Here is a 15,944-nt window from a genome sequence, read left to right as displayed (position 1 = left end):
CGGCTCAGGCGCGGTGGATGCGCAGGTCGCCGCTGACGGTGGTGAGGCTGATCTCGACGGTGGGCTGTCCCTCGGCCGGGGCCTCGGTGTCGCCGAGCTCCTGGCTGACGCGGCCGCTGAGGCTGGAGACGTCCAGCCACGCCGCGGTGCCCTGCTCGACGCCGATCCGCACGTCCTGGCTGGCGCCGGTGCTGCGCAGCCGGCCCGACCTGGCCCGGCGCACGATCAGGTCGCCCGAGCCCGACTTGGCCTCGAGCGAGCCCTCCAGGACGCCGACCTCCAGGTCGCCGGAGCCGGTCTTGACGGTGAGACGGCCGGCCATGCGGCCCAGGCTGATGTCGCCCGAGCCCGAGGTGATGCGGCCCTCGGCGGCGAGGACCTCGTCGACGGCGACGTCCCCGGACCCGGTGCGCACCTCCAGCCGGCCGCGCACGGCGCCGACCGAGAGGTCACCCGACCCGGCGGTGAGCTGGGCCTCGCCGGCGACGTCGTCGACGCCGACGTCGCCCGAGCCGGTCGCGCAGGTCACGTCGGCGTAGCTGCCGGTGGCGCGGATGTCGGCGGACTCGGCCTGCAGGTGCGCGCTGCTGGCCGTGGGCACGGTGATCTCGATCTGCACCTCGGGTCCGCGGCGCAGGAAGCCCTGGCGGCGGGGGACGTCGACCAGCACGGTGTGGCCGTCGTGCTCGACCCGGGCCTGCTCGGCCGCCTCCTGCCCGGCCTCGTTGAGACCCTTGAGGTGGACGGTGGTCTCGCTGGTCTCGCTCGCGCGGACGTCGACCAGGCCGCTGCCGGTGCGGACCCGCAGGGCGACGGGGGCGGGGGTGTGGAAGGTGTGCATCGCGGATCTCCTCGGGAGTTCAGCTGACCCAGCCGCGGACGCGGTTGGGGCGGCGCCCGGAGCCCGGGCCGCCGGTGGGGCTGTTGACGCTGATCGAGTGACGACCCAGCCGCAGGTCGACGCGGTCGCCGATGCTGGCGCCGTCGAGCACCGCACGCACGGCGTCGACCAGCCAGGAGTTCAGCGAGAGGCCGTCGGCGGCCGCGGCCTCCTCGGCGCGGGTCTTGACCGACTCCGGCAGCCGCAGCGTGATCCGCGAGAGGCTGTCGTCGACCGGCGGCTCGGGCGGGGCGGGCGCGGCCGGCGGCTCGGGGGCGAGCGGCGCCGCGGTGATCGGTGCGGTCTCCTCGACGTCGCCGACGTGGGTGACCACGAACTCCGGCTCGCGACCGACCATGCGCACGTCGACGGCGTCGCGCGGCAGCTCGCCGGTGATCTCCGCGGCGGCCTGGGAGAGCGCTTCGAGCAGGACCATGCGGGTGGCGGGGTCCAGCGCCAGCATCAGCCGCTCGGCGACGACCCGGGTCTCCTCGCCGCCGGCCGCGGCGGCGTCGGTCAGGTCGCTGCGCAGCCGGTCGACGTACGGGGAGAGCTCCATGACGTCACTGTGACATCACGATGACGTCATAGTCAAGCATCGCGCCGTCATCGTGGCGTCACGATGACGTCGACCCTGATGTCGCTCCCGATGCCGCCCGTGACGTCGACCCGGCCGAGCCCAGCGACCCGGTGGTGGCCAGCCACCGCAGCGCGGGGCCGACGTAGGGCTCGTAGACGCGGAAGTTGTGACCCCCGTCGGTCAGCGCGATGTGGCCGACCGCGGTGCTGTCGGTGGTGACCGCGAGCATCCGGGCCGTCGAGGGCCACGACTCCTTGTCCTGACGGCTGGAGACGATGAGCAGCCGCGCGCGCAGGCCGGCCAGGGTGTGGCGGTAGAGCCACTGGGGCGAGTTGAGCCGCCGGACGGTCTGGGCGTGCCGGCCGACGCCGAAGAGCCGCGGCCAGCTGCCCTCGGTGATCGGCTGGAAGTACGCCCCGATGCTCACCGCCGAGGCGAACTCGCGGTGGTCGGTGTAGAGCAGCTTGGCCGCGCAGAAGCCGCCGGTGCTCCAGCCCATGACCGACCAGTGCCGCCCGGGCGGCTGCACCCGCAGCCGCGCGGTGATCGCGTGCGGGACGTCCTGGGAGAGCCAGGTCAGCGCCTGCGGGCCGTGCGGGATGTTCGTGCACTCGGTGTCGTGGGGCGGGCGGATCATCAGCGGCGGCACGACGAGCACGAACGGCGCGACCCGGCCGCTGTCGATCTCGTGGGCTGCGTCGCTGGCCAGGTTGAAGGCCGAGAACGCCCCCAGCGGCTGCTCGGGCTGGCCGGGCAGGAACTCCACCACGGGGAACCGGTGGTGCCGGTAGGCCGGCTCGTCGTACTGCCGGGGCAGCCACACCAGTGCGAAGCCGCTGGCGTGGGAGGCCGTGCCCGCGATGTGGATGACCTCGGTACGTCCGCCGCCGGGATGGCTGGTGCCGGTGGAGACGCCTTGGTCGGAGGTGGCGGCCGATCCGTTGCCCAGCAGGTCGCTCCAGCTGGCGTAGAAGTCGTACTGCTGGTTCACCAGCGCGAAGACGGCCGCCACCGCGGCGACCTGCCCGACCACGACGGCGCCGACGCCGAGGGTGCCCGTGAGCCAGCGGCGAGCCGGTCGCCGCCACCACCACAGCAGTCCCACGCCGACCGGCGCCGCCACCGCGAGGACGACCAGGACGATCGCCAGTCCTACCGACGTCAGGCCCAGCGGGCCCCCACTGCTCACATCCGGCGAAGGTACGCCGCGCGCGGCCCGCGAGGGGGCTCCCTCAGCAGAAGCACAGCGTTCCCAGCCAAAGACCAGGGTCGAGCCGAGTGCGGCGCGCCCTCAGTCGAGGTCGGGCGTGCGGCTGGCGCGACCGGTGAACCGCGGCGGCCGCTTCTCCAAGAACGCCGCCACGCCCTCCTTGCCGTCGCCGACGGAGGCATGCCACATGGCCAGGCTGTCGCGCCGATGGGTCTCCAGCGGGTCGGTGTCGCCCGCTCCGGCGTAGAGCAGCTCGCGCGCCATGGCGACGGCCACGGGGGACCGATCCCGGGTGAACTCGCGGGCCAGCGCGTACGCGGCGGGTAGCAGCTCCTCGCCCGGGTGCACCGAGCGCACCAGCCGGCCGGCCAGCGCCTCCTCGGCGGTGAGGATGCGCGAGGAGTAGACCCACTCCAGCGCCGTCGGCAGACCGACGATGCGGGGCAGGTAGAACGACGACGTCGCCTCGGGCACGATGCCGAGCCGGCCGAAGACGAAGCCGATGCGGGCGGACTCGGAGGCGAGTCGGACGTCCATGGCCAAGGTCATCGTCGCGCCGATGCCGACCGCGGCGCCGTTGATGGCCGCGATCACCGGCTTACGGCAGGCGCGGATCGCCAACGTCACCCTGCCGCCGGTGTCGCGGACGCCGGAATCGAACGGCTCGTCGGTGAGGTGGTCGCGCAGGTCGGCCGGCGTCGGCTCGAGCGACTCGTCGAGGCCGAAGACGTTGCCCTCGGCGGAGAGGTCCATGCCGGCGCAGAAGGCGCGCCCCGCGCCGGTCACGACGACGGCACGCACGTCGTCGTCCCCACGCACCGCGACGAAGAGGGTCTCGAGCTCCGCGGCCATGGTCAGGTCGAAGGCGTTGAGCGCGTCCGGTCGATTCAGCGTGACCGTGAGGATGCCGTCCTCGTCGAGCGCGAGGTGCAGGGTCTCGAAGGGCTGGTCGCTCACTTCTTGAACCCGGTGGCCGTGCACAGCCCGGCGGCCTTGATCTGGTCGGTCTCGTCGTTCTTGATCAGGTTCATCAGCGCCAGCGCTCGGGTGCGGTCCCAGTGCACGGCGAGGTCGCTGATCGGCATCGAGCAGGTGAGCCCGCTGGTGCCGTTGACCCTCGTCATCGCCCAGGCGAACCGGCCCAGCGCCACGGGGGAGGTGCCCTTGCTCACCACCAGCGAGCTCGCGGCGGCCTCGTTGAGGCCGTAGTAGCGGAACGGGTCGAGCACCGTGCGCGGCGACTTCACCTTGCTGCCCACCTCGGCCAGCACCTGGCGCTGGTGCTGGGCGCGGCCGATGTCGCCGAGCGCCTGGGTGTGGCGGGAGCGGGAGAAGGCCAGCGCCGTGACGCCGTCGACGTGGTGGCAGCCCTTCGTCATGTTGAGGTTCGCCAGCTTGTCGACGAGGTGCTTGTGCGCGCAGACCTGCACGCCGCCCACGGCGTCGACGGCGTTGACGAAGCCACCGAACCCGATCTCGACGTAGTGGTCGATGCGCACGCCAGTGTCCTGCTCGATGGTGTTGACCAGCAGCTTCGGTCCGCCGTAGGCGAACGCGGCGTTGACCTTGGTGGTGCCGTGGCCCGGGATCGGCACGAGGGAGTCGCGCGGGATGGAGATCAGCGTGCTGGGGCCGCTGCCGACGTGCAGCATCATGATCGTGTCGGTGCGCTGCCCGGCGGCGTCGCCGGTGCCGAGCTTCTTGCGCTCCTCGGCCGAGAGGCCGCGGCGGCTGTCGGAGCCGACCAGCAGGTAGGTGGTGCCCGGCTGCTCGGCGGGCCGGTCGCCGGCAGGCTCGGCGTCGACCTTCTTCAGCCGGCCCCAGGCCTGGACGGGCACGACGATGAGGAACACGACGTAGAGCAGCACCACGAGCAGCACCACGCGGCGCACGATGCGCGCCCGGCTGCGTGGCCGCTTGGTCGTGCCGGTCGGCTCCGGTGCGGGCGCCGGGGCCGGCGTGCGCCGGTCCGGGCCGTTGCTCGGGGCCGAGGGCGCGGTGCGCCGCGGCGCCTCCCGAGGGGTCACCGGCATCATGCGGGTGGCCTCGGAGTCCTCGCTGGCGCTGGCCTGCTTGCCGCCGTAGAGCCAGTCGAATTCGGGGTCGTCCCGGTTCGGCATGCGCCCGAACCTACAGGGCCACCAGCGCGATCCCGCCCAGCACGATGACCGCCCCCAGGCCGCGTCGCCGACCGCCGGGCTCGCCGAAGAGCCGGGTGCCGAGCAGTGAGCCGATGACGATGCTGGTCTCCCGGGTGCTGGCCACGAGCGCCACCGGCGCCATCCGCATCGCCTCCAGCACCAGCACGTAGGCCAGCGGCGAGAGCACGGCCACGGTCGCCGTCGGGCCGCGCTGCTCGCGCCAGACCGCTCGCACGGCGGGCAGCCGCCGCAGCGTCCACGGGGCCAGCGTGAGCACCTGGGCCACCAGGTTGAGCGCGAAGTACGACAGCGGCGGCACGCGCAGGTCGGTGACGGCGTAGGCGTCCCACAGCGTGTACGCCGCGATCGTGGCGCCGGTGGCGGCGCCCCAGCCGACGCTGCGCCGCAGCCCGTCGCGGGGCAGACCGGCCGCCGGGAAGGCGATGACGACGATGCCGGCGACGATGATCACCGCTCCGAGCCCGCCCAGCAGCGAGGGTCGCTCGCCCAGCACGCTCACCGCCACCACCAGCGTCAGCATCGGCCCGACGCCGCGGGCCACCGGGTAGACGAGGTTGAGGTCGCCGCTGTGGTAGCCGCGCTGCAGCACGGTGCCGTAGACGTTGTGCAGCGCGCCCGAGACCACGGGCGCCAGCAGCCAGGCCCAGGTCGGGCGCTGCGGGTCGAGGGCCCAGACCACCGCCGCCACCGGCAGCCACAGCGCGGCCGACCAGGTGGCGTAGGCGAAGACGAACACGCTCGCATCGGCCCGCACCCCGCGCGAGGCGAGGTTCCAGGCCGCGTGCGCCACTGCGGCCACCAGGACCAGGGCGAGCGCGACCGGGGACATCACCCGCCACCGTAGAGGGAGCAGGCGTGTCGGTACCCGTGTGACTGCTGTGACTGGTGATACTTGGCGGCGTGCTGCCCGACCCTTCCCCTGGGCTCCGTTCGCCTGCTCCCAGCGTCGATGCCTTCGGCCGCCGCGACCGCTCGCCCGAGGTGGCGCGGATCCGGTTCCGCCGTGCCGTGGCCCTGATGCTGATGACCCTGGTGCTGCCGGGCTCCGCGCAGCTGACGGCCGGCAGCAAGCAGACCGGCCGCGTCGCCATCCGCGTCGTGCTGGGGCTGGTGGCCACGACCGTGCTGGTCATGCTGCTCGGGCTGGTCTCGCACAGCTTCGTGTTCTGGCTGGTCAGCAACACCGTCGTGCTGGGCCTGCTGCGCTTCGGCCTGATCGTGCTCGCGGTCGGCTGGGCCTACCTGTTCGTCGACGCCTGGCGCCTCGGCGACCCGCTGGGGCTGCGCCAGAAGCAGCGGCTGGCCATGGTCGGGCTCAACGGGGTCCTGACCTTCTCGATGGTGGGCAGCCTGCTCTTCGTCTCCCACGTGGTGGGGGTGCAGCGCGGCTTCCTGGCCGAGATGTTCGGGAGCACGACGGTCACCAGCGCGCACGCCGGCCGCTTCAACGTGCTGCTGCTCGGCGGCGACTCCGGCAAGACCCGCTGGGGGCTGCGTCCCGACAGCCTCACGGTGGCCAGCATCGACGCCGGCACCGGCAAGACCATCTTGTTCGGGCTGCCGCGCAACATGACCCACTTCACCTTCCGGCCAGGCTCCTTGATGGCCAAGCAGTTCCCGCGCGGCTACAACTGCGATGAGTGCGAGCTGAACTCGCTCGTCACCTGGGCGGGCAACCACACCGCGCTCTTCAAGGGCTTCGACAACCCCGGCGTCGAGGCCACCACCGAGGCCGTCGAGGGCATTACCGGCCTGAAGATCAACTACTACGCGATGGTGAACCTGCAGGGCTTCCGCAAGCTCACCGACGCCGTCGGCGGCGTCACCATCGACGTCCGCCAGAAGATCCCCAAGGGCGCGCTCGGCGACTTCGACGGCCACTCCTACATCGAGCCGGGCGTGCAGAAGCTCAAGGGCGACGACCTGCTCTGGTACGCCCGCTCCCGCATGGCGGCCGACGACTACTCGCGCATGGCGCGCCAGAAGTGCGTCATGAACGCGATGCTCCAGCAGCTCAGCCCGAAGACGGTGGTGCTGAAGTTCGGCGCCATCGCCGACGCCGGCGAGACGATGCTCAAGACCGACATCCCCGGCTCGGAGGTCGACCGCTTCATCGACCTGGCCCTCAAGGCCCGCAAGCAGCCCATCCGCACGGTCTCGTTCGTGCCGCCGGTCATCGAGACCTACAAGCCCGACCTGCCCAAGATCCACCGGATGGTCCAGCGGGCGATCAAGGTCTCCGAGGGCAAGACGGTCAAGAAGAAGACGGTGCAGGCGGCGCCGAAGTCGTCGACGACCACCACCCCGTCCGCGCCGGCGACCAGCACGCCCGCCGGGCCGGTCACCGGTGGCTCCTACGGCAGCCTGAAGTCCGGCTACCTGGCCAACCAGTCCACCAACCTCAACGACTCCTGCTGAGTCACCACTAGGGTCTCTGCGCGTGCCACGCATCCTCGCCGTCGCGGTGACCTACAACCGCAGCGCGATGGTCACGCGGCTGGCGCGGGCCGTCGCCGCGGGGTCGGTGGTGCCCGACGAGCTGCTCGTGGTCGACAACGCCTCCACCGACGACACCGTCGCGGCGCTGCGGGAGCTGGGCGTGCGGGTGCACGAGATGGGTCGTAACGCCGGGGGAGCGGGCGGGTTCGCCGCCGGGCTGGAGGCCTTCCTCGACTCCGACGCCGATCTGGTCTGGCTCATGGACGACGACGGCGTCCCCGCGCCGGACTGCCTGGAGCTGCTGCTGCCCTACGTGGACCGCTACGACTTCGTCGGCCCGGCGGTCGTCTCCGACTCCGATCCCGAGCAGCTCTGCTTCCCGATCCGGCTGCCCGGCGGCTCGCGCACGGTGCGGCGGCTGGCCGACGTCGAGGCGGCCGCGCACGGTTCGCACGACGGGGGCCTCGTCGAGGACGTCGTCATCCCCTTCAACGGCGTGCTGGTGACCCGCGCCCTGGTCGAGCGCATCGGCGTGGTGCGCGAGGAGCTGTTCATCTGGGGCGACGACGTGGAGTACCTGTGGCGGGCCCGGCGCGCCGGCGCCCGGATCGCCACCGTGGTGGCCGCCAGGTTCGCCCACCCGGCCACCGACGACCTCGGCACCCCGGAGATGTTCGGGCTGACGACCTACAACCACTCGCCGAGCGACCTCAAGCACTACTGCATGTGCCGCAACAACGTCGCCAACCTGCGCGAGTACGCCGGTCCGCTGGGCGTGCTCGCCTTCGTGGTCAAGACCGTCTGGTTCTACCTGCTCACCAAGCCCGACCTGGGCCGGTTGCGGATGAGCCTGGGGGCGATGCACGACGGCTTCTACGGGCGCTGGGGCCGGCACGAGAGGTACCTGCCGTGACCGAAACCGTCTGCGTCGTGGTCGTCACCTTCAACCGCGCCGACCTGCTGCGCGGGCTGCTCGAGCGGCTCGCCGCCCTCGACACAGTGCCCGACGCCGTGCTCGTGGTCGACAACGCCAGCACCGACCACACCGCGCAGGTGCTCGCCGAGAGCGCCAACCCCGGGCTCGCGGTGGTCTCGATGGCCGAGAACACCGGGGGAGCGGGCGGTTTCCACGCCGGCGTGCGCGCGGCGTACGAGGCCGGCTGGGACCGGATCTGGCTGATGGACGACGACGTGCTGCCCGCGCCCGACTGCCTCGACGTGCTGCTCGCGGTGGACCCCGACCACGCTGCGTGCCTGATGGTGACCCGCGAGGACTCCGCCGGCCGGCTGGTCGAGAAGGCGGCCACCGACTTCGACCTGACCCACGCCACCGCGCTGCGGCCCAAGCGGGCCAGCGTCGAGACCACCTACCGCAGCCGGGGGGCCATGCCGGAGCTGGTGGAGCTGCAGAACGTGCCCTTCGAGGGGTTCATGGTGCGCCGGGAGGTGGTGAGCGCGGTCGGCCTGCCCGACCCGTCGTTCTTCATCTTCTACGACGACGTCGACTACGCCCTGCGGGCCCGGCGTGCGGGCTTCCGGATCTGGGGGGTGCGTGACGCGGTGGTGGTGCGCCGCCTCGACTTCGACCAGCAGCACGACCTGGCCGGGTGGAAGGGCTTCTACATGTACCGGAACCTCTTCGTGGTGCATCTGCGCTACGGCGCCACCGCGGCGGTCCGGCTCAAGCCGTGGCTGCTGACCGCCGCCGTGGTGGTGCTCAGCCCGCTGCGCGGCGGGGTCGCGGAGGCCCGCAACGTGATTCGTGCCATGCGTTCGGCGCGCACGATGCGGTCCTTGCCACCGGCTTCCGTAGACTGACGGATCGTGTCTGCCCCTGATCTGCTCGTCGTCGGCGCCGGTTTCTTCGGCCTGACCATCGCCGAGCGCTGCGCCACGGAGCTCGGGCTGCAGGTGCTCGTCGTCGACCGGCGGTCCCACATCGGCGGCAACGCCTACTCCGAGGTCGACGAGCAGACCGGCGTGGAGGTCCACAAGTACGGCGCTCACCTGTTCCACACCTCCAACGAGCGGGTGTGGGAGTACGTGAACCGGTTCACCGGGTTCACCGACTACCGGCACCGGGTGTTCGGCAAGTACCAGGGGCAGATCTACTCGCTGCCGATGAACCTCGGGCTCATCAACCAGTTCTTCGGCAAGGCCCACACCCCGGCGCAGGCGCGTGAGCTGATCGCCGAGCAGTCCGCCGAGATCGCCACCGAGGACGCCGCCAACCTCGAGGAGAAGGCCGTCAGCCTCATCGGCCGGCCCCTCTACGAGGCGTTCATCAAGGGCTACACCGCCAAGCAGTGGCAGACCGACCCGACCGAGCTCTCGCCCGACATCATCACGCGGCTGCCGGTGCGCTACACCTACGAGAACGGCTGGTTCAGCGACACCCACGAGGGGCTGCCGGTCGACGGCTACACCGCCTGGCTGACCAAGATGGCCGACCACCCGGGCATCGAGGTGCGCCTGGAGACCGACTTCCGCGACCTGCGCGAGGACTACCTCGGCTCGGTCCCGATCGTCTACACCGGTCCGGTCGACGAGTACTTCGACCACAGCGAGGGCCGGCTCTCCTGGCGCACCGTCGACCTCGAGCAGTCGGTCGAGGACGTCGACGACTTCCAGGGCACCGGCGTCGTGAACTACAACGACCAGGAGGTGCCCTGGACCCGGATCATCGAGTTCAAGCACTTCCACCCCGAGCGGGTGCGGACCCACCTGCCCGGCAAGACCGTGATCGTGCACGAGTACAGCCGGTTCGCCGAGGCCGACGACGAGCCGTACTACCCGATCAACACCGCCGAGGACCGCGCCAAGCTGCTGCGGTACCGCGAGAAGGCCCAAGCCGAGCCGATGGTCCTCTTCGGCGGCCGGCTGGGCACCTACCAGTACCTCGACATGCACATGGCGATCGGCTCGGCGCTGTCGATGTTCGACAACCGGATCCGGCCGCACTTCGCCGAAGGTGCACCGTTCGCGAGCGGGGGAGTCGCCGAATGAGCAGAAGAGTCCTGCAGCGTCAGATCATGCCGGCCGACAAGGACGTCGACGTGCTGCCGCTCTACGTCGACCCCGACCCCATCAGCCTCGACGCCGACAAGTACACGATCGGCGGCAACCGGGGGGCCAAGGACCTCAACAACTCCCAGATCCGGCAGAAGACGTCCTCGGGGGAGACCATCCACCCCGACCAGATCACCGGGCGCCACGGGGTGCGCGTCGAGGCCCGCGAGCAGCTCTCCCTCGGCACCTACTTCAACGGCTTCCCGGCCGGTTACTGGCGCCGCTGGACCATCGTCGAGCAGGTGCGCCTCACCGTCACCCTGCAGGGCGCCGGCGGCTCGGTCGTGGTCTACCGCTCGATGGCCAACGGCCGTTCCCAGCGCGTCGACACCGCGACCAGCGCCGGCTCGGAGCCCACCGACTTCGTGTTCGACCTGACGCTGGTGCCCTTCGTCGACGGCGGCTGGTACTGGTACGACGTCGTCGCCGCCGACGAGCCGGTCGAGGTCACGGCGGTCTGGGACACCGAGGTGCCCGAGGACCGGGTGACCCCGGGCAGCCTGGCGGTGGCCATCACCACCATGAACCGGCCCGAGATGTGTGCCGACCTGCTGGCCCAGCTGGGCTCGGAGGAGGAGACCTTCGCGCTGCTCGACGAGGTCTTCGTCGCCGATCAGGGCACCAAGAAGGTGCGCGACGCCGACCGGTTCGCCGCCGCCGAGGAGGCGCTGGGCGGCCGGCTCCGGGTAGTCGACCAGGGCAACATCGGCGGGTCCGGCGGCTACGCGCGCGGCCAGTCCGAGGCCGTGCAGCGCGGCAGCGCCACCTACGTGATGTGCATGGACGACGACGTCGTGTGCGAGCCGCAGAGCATCGTCCGCGCGGTGACCTTCGCCGACCTGGCCAAGCGGCCGACCATCGTCGGCGGTCACATGTTCAGCATCTACGACCGCGCCCGCCTGCACTCCTACGGCGAGATCGTGCAGCGCTACAAGTTCTGGTGGCGCTCGCCGGTCACGGTCTACAACGACTGGGACTTCGCCGCCCGCAACCTGCGTTCCGCGCGCTGGCTGCACCGGCGCATCGACGTCGACTTCAACGGCTGGTTCATGTGCGTGATCCCGCGCGAGACGCTGGAGCGGGTGGGTCTGTCCCTGCCCATCTTCATCAAGTGGGACGACTCGGAGTTCGGGCTGCGCGCCGCCGAGGCCGGCTACCCGACGGTGAGCTTCCCCGGGGCGGCCGTCTGGCACATCCCGTGGAGCGACAAGAACGACGCGCTGGACTGGCAGGCCTACTTCCACCACCGCAACCGCCTCATCGCGGCGCTGCTGCACTCGCCCTACCCGCGCGGCGGCGGCTTCGTGCAGGAGAGCTTCGCGCACACCGTCAAGCACCTCGTCGCGATGCAGTACTCCACCGTGGAGCTGCGCCACCTCGCGCTGGAGGACGTCTTCGCCGGACCCTCGCTGCTGCACGAGGAGCTGCCGACCAAGCTCGCCGACATCAACGCCTTCCGCAAGCAGTGGGCCGACGCCGTGCTCGAGCCCGCGCGCGACGCCTTCCCGCCGGTGCGGCGCACCAAGCCGCCCAAGCGCGGCAAGGACGACACCGAGATCCCCACCAAGCCGGCGCTGGCGCTCAACGCGGTGGTCAACACGCTGCGCCAGCTCAGCCCCGCGCGGCCGCTCTCGCGGGAGTACCCCGAGACCGAGATCCCGGCGGTCGACGGCAAGTGGTACCACCTGGCCAAGTACGACTCGGCGGTCGTCTCGATGCCCGACGGCACCTCGGCGGCGTTCTACCAGCGCGATCCCGAGCACTTCCGCGACCTGCTTCGTCGTACGGTGGAGATCCACCGGCGACTCGCGCGCGAGTGGCCCGAGCTGTCCCGGCAGTACCGTGACTCCCTGGCGGAGATCACCTCGCCTGAGGTCTGGGAGAAGACGTTCATGCGCTCGACGCAGTCCGATCCGACGAAGGGGGCGCGATGAGCGGCGGAGCGCCGACCAGCCGCGAGGAGCGGCGGGAGGCCCGGGCCTCCCACCCGATGGCCAAGGAGACCATCGAGGAGTCGCGCGACGGCCGCAAACGCAACGCGGCCAAGCGCGCGCGCAAGATGGCGCGCAAGAAGGCCGACTCGATGCCCGTCGTCGAGGCGCTGGAGGCGCCGCAGCAGACCCGGGTGGTCGAGGGCGAGCTGGTCACGCCGGCACCGGCGGGCGGCGTCGTCGGCCTCTTCAAGGCCCCCTACCTGCTGCGGCTGCTGGTGCGGCGCGAGATCGCCAAGATGTACTCCGCCTCGGTGCTGGGCCTGCTGTGGTCCTACATCCAGCCGGGTCTGCGCTTCGGCGTCTACTACCTGGTGTTCGGCGTGCTGCTCGACGTGCAGCGCAGCCTGCCCAACTTCGCCATCCACCTCTTCTGCGGCATCGTCTTCACCCACTTCTTCTCCGAGGTCTTCAACGGCGGCACGCGCTCGATCTGGGAGAACCGCACGCTGGTGAAGAAGATGGCGATGCCACGGGAGACGTTCCCCATCGCCCACGTGATCGTGGGGTACTACCACATCTTCCCGCAGATCCTGCTGCTGTTCATCTGCTGCCTGCTCTCGGGGTTCCGCACCGATCTGACCGGCGTCGTCGCGCTGTTCCTGGGCACCGCGATCATCAGCGTGTTCGGCATGGCGGTGGCGCTGCTGTTCAGCGCCGTCAACGTCTACTACCGCGACTTCCAGAACGTCACCGGCACCATCACCCAGATGCTGCACTTCATGGTGCCGATGATGTACGGCTGGGACCGCATCGCGGGCTTCCAGCCCACCCACCCGGTGCTGGTGCAGCTCTACCTGGCCAATCCGGTGTGCGACTCGGTGATCTTGCTGCAGCGGTTCTTCTGGACCGGCGTCAACATGGCCGACGGCGACCTGGGCCACAACGCCGAGCTGCCGCCGCACATGCTCGAGCGCGGGGGGATCACCCTGGCCTGCTGCTTGGTCTTCCTGGTGCTGTGCCAGTGGGCGTTCAGCCGGCTCGAGCACAAGTTCCCCGAAAGGCTCTGAGATGGTCTCCTCGAACACCTCGATCGTGGTGGACGACGTCAGCAAGATCTTCACGATGCATTACCACCGCAGCCTCAAGCAGATCATGGTCGCGAAGGTGCGCGGGCTGCCGCTCAGCGAGACCTTCCAAGCGCTGACCGACATCAACTTCGAGGTCGAGCAGGGCGAGTCGGTGGGCCTGATGGGACTCAACGGCTCGGGCAAGTCGACGCTGCTCACGCTGATCAACGGCGTGCTCAAGCCCGACTCCGGCACGGTCAAGACCCGGGGCCGCGTGGCCGGCCTGATCGCTACCGGTGCGGGCTTCCACCCGCAGCTCTCCGGTCGCGACAACCTCTTCCTCAACGCCGCCATCCTCGGCATGAGCGAGGCCGAGACCCACCGCAAGTTCGACGAGATCGTCGACTTCGCCGACATCGGCCGCTTCCTCGACACGCCGGTCTCGCACTACTCCTCCGGCATGAGCGCGCGGCTGGGCTTCTCGATCGCCATCCACGTCGACGCCGACATCTTCTTGGCCGACGAGGTGCTCGCGGTCGGTGACAAGCCGTTCAAGGTCAAGTGCATGGCGAAGATGCAGGAGATCCGCCAGCAGGGCACCACGATCTTCTACGTCAGCCACGCGGCGGCGTCGGTGCAGCACATGTGCGACCGGATCCTCGTGCTCGAGGGCGGCCACCTCAACTACGACTCCAAGCTGGTCGACGGCGGCAGCGTCGAGGGCGGCATCAAGTTCCTCCACTACGACGACGAGGAGCCGGACGCCCCCGGCGACAAGAACGGCATCAGCGCGCTGGCCGACTCCGCGCTCGGCGCCGAGATCTGACCGCCCGCTCCCCGAGCTCGCGAGGGGCCGTCAGCTAGCCGGCCCGCTCGGCTGCCCGGATCGCCTCGGTGCGCTCGTCGTCGGCGTGGACGACGATGACCAGCGACCCGCCCCCGGCCAGCAGGCCCAGGAACCGGCCCGGGTCGCCGAGCACGCGACCCGCCTCGGACGCGACCTCGAGCGGGGTGGCGTCGGCGACGCCGAGGAAGACGTCGGGCTGGCTCGGCCAGAGCGTGCCGAAGTCCAGCGTGGCCACGGGCTCGCGGGCCGGCACGGCGAAGGGCAGCAGCGCGCAGAAGAGGGTGGCCTCGGGCGTGGTGCCGACCACGGTGCCGGCGGCGTCGTCGAGCGTGAGGCCGACGGTTAGCGCGGCGCCCTCGAAGACCGGCACCAGCCAGTGCGGCGGCAGCTCGAGGCCGATGGCGTCGCCGGCGTCGAGACCGAGGTCGTCGACGAGCACGCCGGCGGTCTTGGCCACCCAATTGGCGTAGGTGGTCACCGACAGCTCGGTGCGCTCGCCGGTGGCCTCGTCGTAGAAGGTCACCAGCGGCTGGCCCGGGTCGGTACGCAGCCGGCGCTGCAGGACGTCTGCGAAGGATGGCACGAGATCACCGTAGGGACCTGATGAAAGGATCGGCGCCATGACCTCTGCCGTGGACCGTCTTTGGGTGGTCGTCCCCGCCGGCGGCGCCGGCACCCGGCTCTGGCCGCTCTCGCGAGCCGGGTCGCCGAAGTTCCTGCACGACCTGACCGGCACGGGCCGCACCCTGATCCAGGGCACGGTGGACCGGCTGGTGCCGCTGGTCGGCCACCGCGCGCTGGTGGTCACCGGCGCGGTGCACCAGGCGGCGGTGCGCGAGCAGCTCCCCGAGCTGCAGCCGGCCCAGGTCGTCGCCGAGCCCTCCCCGCGCGACTCCATGGCCGCCATCGGCCTGGCCGCCGCCACCGTCGAGCGCGACGACCCCGACGGCCTGATCGGCTCCTTCGCCGCCGACCACGTCATCGACGACGCCGAGGCCTTCCGCGCCTGCGTCGGCGAGGCCGCCGACGTCGCCGACACCGGGCTGCTGGTCACCATCGGCATCGACCCGCGCTCGCCGTCGACCGCGTTCGGCTACATCCGCCCCGGTGCCGCCCTGGCCGGCTACCCGACCGCGCGGTCGGTCGCGGAGTTCGTCGAGAAGCCCGACGCCGCCCGGGCCGCGACCTACGTCGAGGCCGGGTACCGCTGGAACGCCGGCATGTTCGTCGTGCGCGCCTCCGTGCTGCTCGACCTGCTCGCCGAGCAACACCGCGACCTGGCCGCCGGGCTGCGGCGCATCGCCGCCGACCCCTCGTGCCTGGAGGAGGTCTGGCCGACGCTGGAGAAGATCGCCATCGACCACGCCGTCGCCGAGCCCGCCGCCGCCGCCGGCCGCGTCGCCGTGGTGCCCGGGCCCTTCGGCTGGGACGACGTCGGCGACTTCGCGTCCCTCGGCGAGCTCATCCCCGCCCTCGACGGCACCCCCGGCACCGCCGTCCTCGGCGACCCCGCCCGCGTCGTCATGGTCGACGCCTCCGGCCTCGTCGTCCCCGGCGACCGCGCCGTGGCCGTCGTCGGCCTGGACGACGTCGTCGTGGTCGACACCGGCGACGCCCTCCTGGTCACCACCCGCGACCGCGCCCAGGACGTCAAGCACGTGGTCGCCGAGCTGCGACAGCGAGAGCTGGGGGAGCTGACCTAGGAGGCCCCGTCACCGGCTCGAGTGCTCGAGCGGTCGCTGGAGCGGCCACTTGA

At 71.3% G+C, this 15,944-nt stretch carries 15 protein-coding genes; 8 read left to right on the top strand and 7 right to left on the bottom strand.

Features of this window, described 5'->3' with window-relative positions; genetic code table 11:
* Positions 1 to 4 precede the first annotated feature (4 nt).
* From D9V37_RS08560 to D9V37_RS08535, 6 genes are all read right to left on the bottom strand, one after another.
* Positions 5 to 841: a DUF4097 family beta strand repeat-containing protein gene (locus D9V37_RS08560; RefSeq protein ID WP_121805684.1), complete on the bottom strand. Its 837-nt coding sequence runs from the start codon at positions 839 to 841 to the stop codon at positions 5 to 7.
* A gap of 19 nt (positions 842 to 860) precedes the next feature.
* On the bottom strand, positions 861 to 1,439 hold the full coding sequence (locus D9V37_RS08555; RefSeq protein WP_121805683.1) for a toxin-antitoxin system HicB family antitoxin: 579 nt from the start codon (positions 1,437 to 1,439) through the stop codon (positions 861 to 863).
* A gap of 58 nt (positions 1,440 to 1,497) precedes the next feature.
* Positions 1,498 to 2,649, bottom strand: a complete 1,152-nt coding sequence (locus D9V37_RS08550; RefSeq protein ID WP_121805682.1) for an alpha/beta hydrolase — start codon at positions 2,647 to 2,649, stop codon at positions 1,498 to 1,500.
* Between the two features lie 102 nt (positions 2,650 to 2,751).
* Complete coding sequence (locus D9V37_RS08545) at positions 2,752 to 3,627, bottom strand: crotonase/enoyl-CoA hydratase family protein (protein ID WP_121805681.1); 876 nt, start codon at positions 3,625 to 3,627, stop codon at positions 2,752 to 2,754.
* The gene (locus D9V37_RS08540) at positions 3,624 to 4,790 is read right to left on the bottom strand and encodes an LCP family protein (protein WP_121805680.1); all 1,167 of its coding nucleotides are present in this window, start codon (positions 4,788 to 4,790) and stop codon (positions 3,624 to 3,626) included. Before D9V37_RS08540 ends, D9V37_RS08545 begins: the two co-directional genes overlap by 4 nt.
* Positions 4,791 to 4,800: 10 nt before the next feature.
* Positions 4,801 to 5,661, bottom strand: a complete 861-nt coding sequence (locus D9V37_RS08535) for a DMT family transporter (protein WP_121805679.1) — start codon at positions 5,659 to 5,661, stop codon at positions 4,801 to 4,803.
* A 71-nt stretch (positions 5,662 to 5,732) separates the two neighbouring features.
* Here D9V37_RS08535 and D9V37_RS08530 point away from each other — a divergent pair, with 71 nt between their 5' ends.
* The 7 genes from D9V37_RS08530 to D9V37_RS08500 are packed head-to-tail and all read left to right on the top strand — an operon-like array spanning position 5,733 to position 14,167.
* Entirely contained in the window at positions 5,733 to 7,250 is a 1,518-nt protein-coding gene (locus D9V37_RS08530; protein WP_232524823.1) for an LCP family protein, read from the top strand.
* A gap of 22 nt (positions 7,251 to 7,272) precedes the next feature.
* A complete protein-coding gene (locus D9V37_RS08525; protein ID WP_232524822.1) occupies positions 7,273 to 8,184 on the top strand; it encodes a glycosyltransferase in 912 nt (303 codons plus the stop codon).
* Positions 8,181 to 9,089, top strand: a complete 909-nt coding sequence (locus D9V37_RS08520) for a glycosyltransferase family 2 protein (protein WP_232524821.1) — start codon at positions 8,181 to 8,183, stop codon at positions 9,087 to 9,089. Before D9V37_RS08525 ends, D9V37_RS08520 begins: the two co-directional genes overlap by 4 nt.
* 3 nt (positions 9,090 to 9,092) lie before the next feature.
* Complete coding sequence (gene glf, locus D9V37_RS08515; RefSeq protein ID WP_121805678.1) at positions 9,093 to 10,277, top strand: UDP-galactopyranose mutase; 1,185 nt, start codon at positions 9,093 to 9,095, stop codon at positions 10,275 to 10,277.
* Positions 10,274 to 12,274, top strand: a complete 2,001-nt coding sequence (locus tag D9V37_RS08510) for a glycosyltransferase (RefSeq protein WP_121805677.1) — start codon at positions 10,274 to 10,276, stop codon at positions 12,272 to 12,274. Before glf ends, D9V37_RS08510 begins: the two co-directional genes overlap by 4 nt.
* On the top strand, positions 12,271 to 13,341 hold the full coding sequence (locus tag D9V37_RS08505) for an ABC transporter permease (protein WP_121805676.1): 1,071 nt from the start codon (positions 12,271 to 12,273) through the stop codon (positions 13,339 to 13,341). Before D9V37_RS08510 ends, D9V37_RS08505 begins: the two co-directional genes overlap by 4 nt.
* 1 nt (position 13,342) lies before the next feature.
* On the top strand, positions 13,343 to 14,167 hold the full coding sequence (locus D9V37_RS08500; RefSeq protein ID WP_121805675.1) for an ABC transporter ATP-binding protein: 825 nt from the start codon (positions 13,343 to 13,345) through the stop codon (positions 14,165 to 14,167).
* 34 nt (positions 14,168 to 14,201) lie between these two features.
* On the opposite strand, the gene D9V37_RS08495 is transcribed toward D9V37_RS08500, so the two are convergent.
* Positions 14,202 to 14,771: a TIGR03089 family protein gene (locus tag D9V37_RS08495; protein ID WP_121805674.1), complete on the bottom strand. Its 570-nt coding sequence runs from the start codon at positions 14,769 to 14,771 to the stop codon at positions 14,202 to 14,204.
* Between the two features lie 37 nt (positions 14,772 to 14,808).
* Here D9V37_RS08495 and D9V37_RS08490 point away from each other — a divergent pair, with 37 nt between their 5' ends.
* Positions 14,809 to 15,891 (top strand): mannose-1-phosphate guanylyltransferase, encoded by a 1,083-nt coding sequence (locus D9V37_RS08490; RefSeq protein ID WP_121805673.1) that lies wholly within the window; start codon positions 14,809 to 14,811, stop codon positions 15,889 to 15,891.
* The last annotated feature ends 53 nt before the right edge of the window (positions 15,892 to 15,944 follow it).

Origin of the sequence: Nocardioides mangrovicus, from assembly GCF_003674065.1 — a bacterium.
Taxonomy (GTDB): Bacteria; Actinomycetota; Actinomycetes; order Propionibacteriales; family Nocardioidaceae; genus Marmoricola; species Marmoricola mangrovicus.
This window is presented reverse-complemented; position numbering and strand designations above follow the sequence as displayed.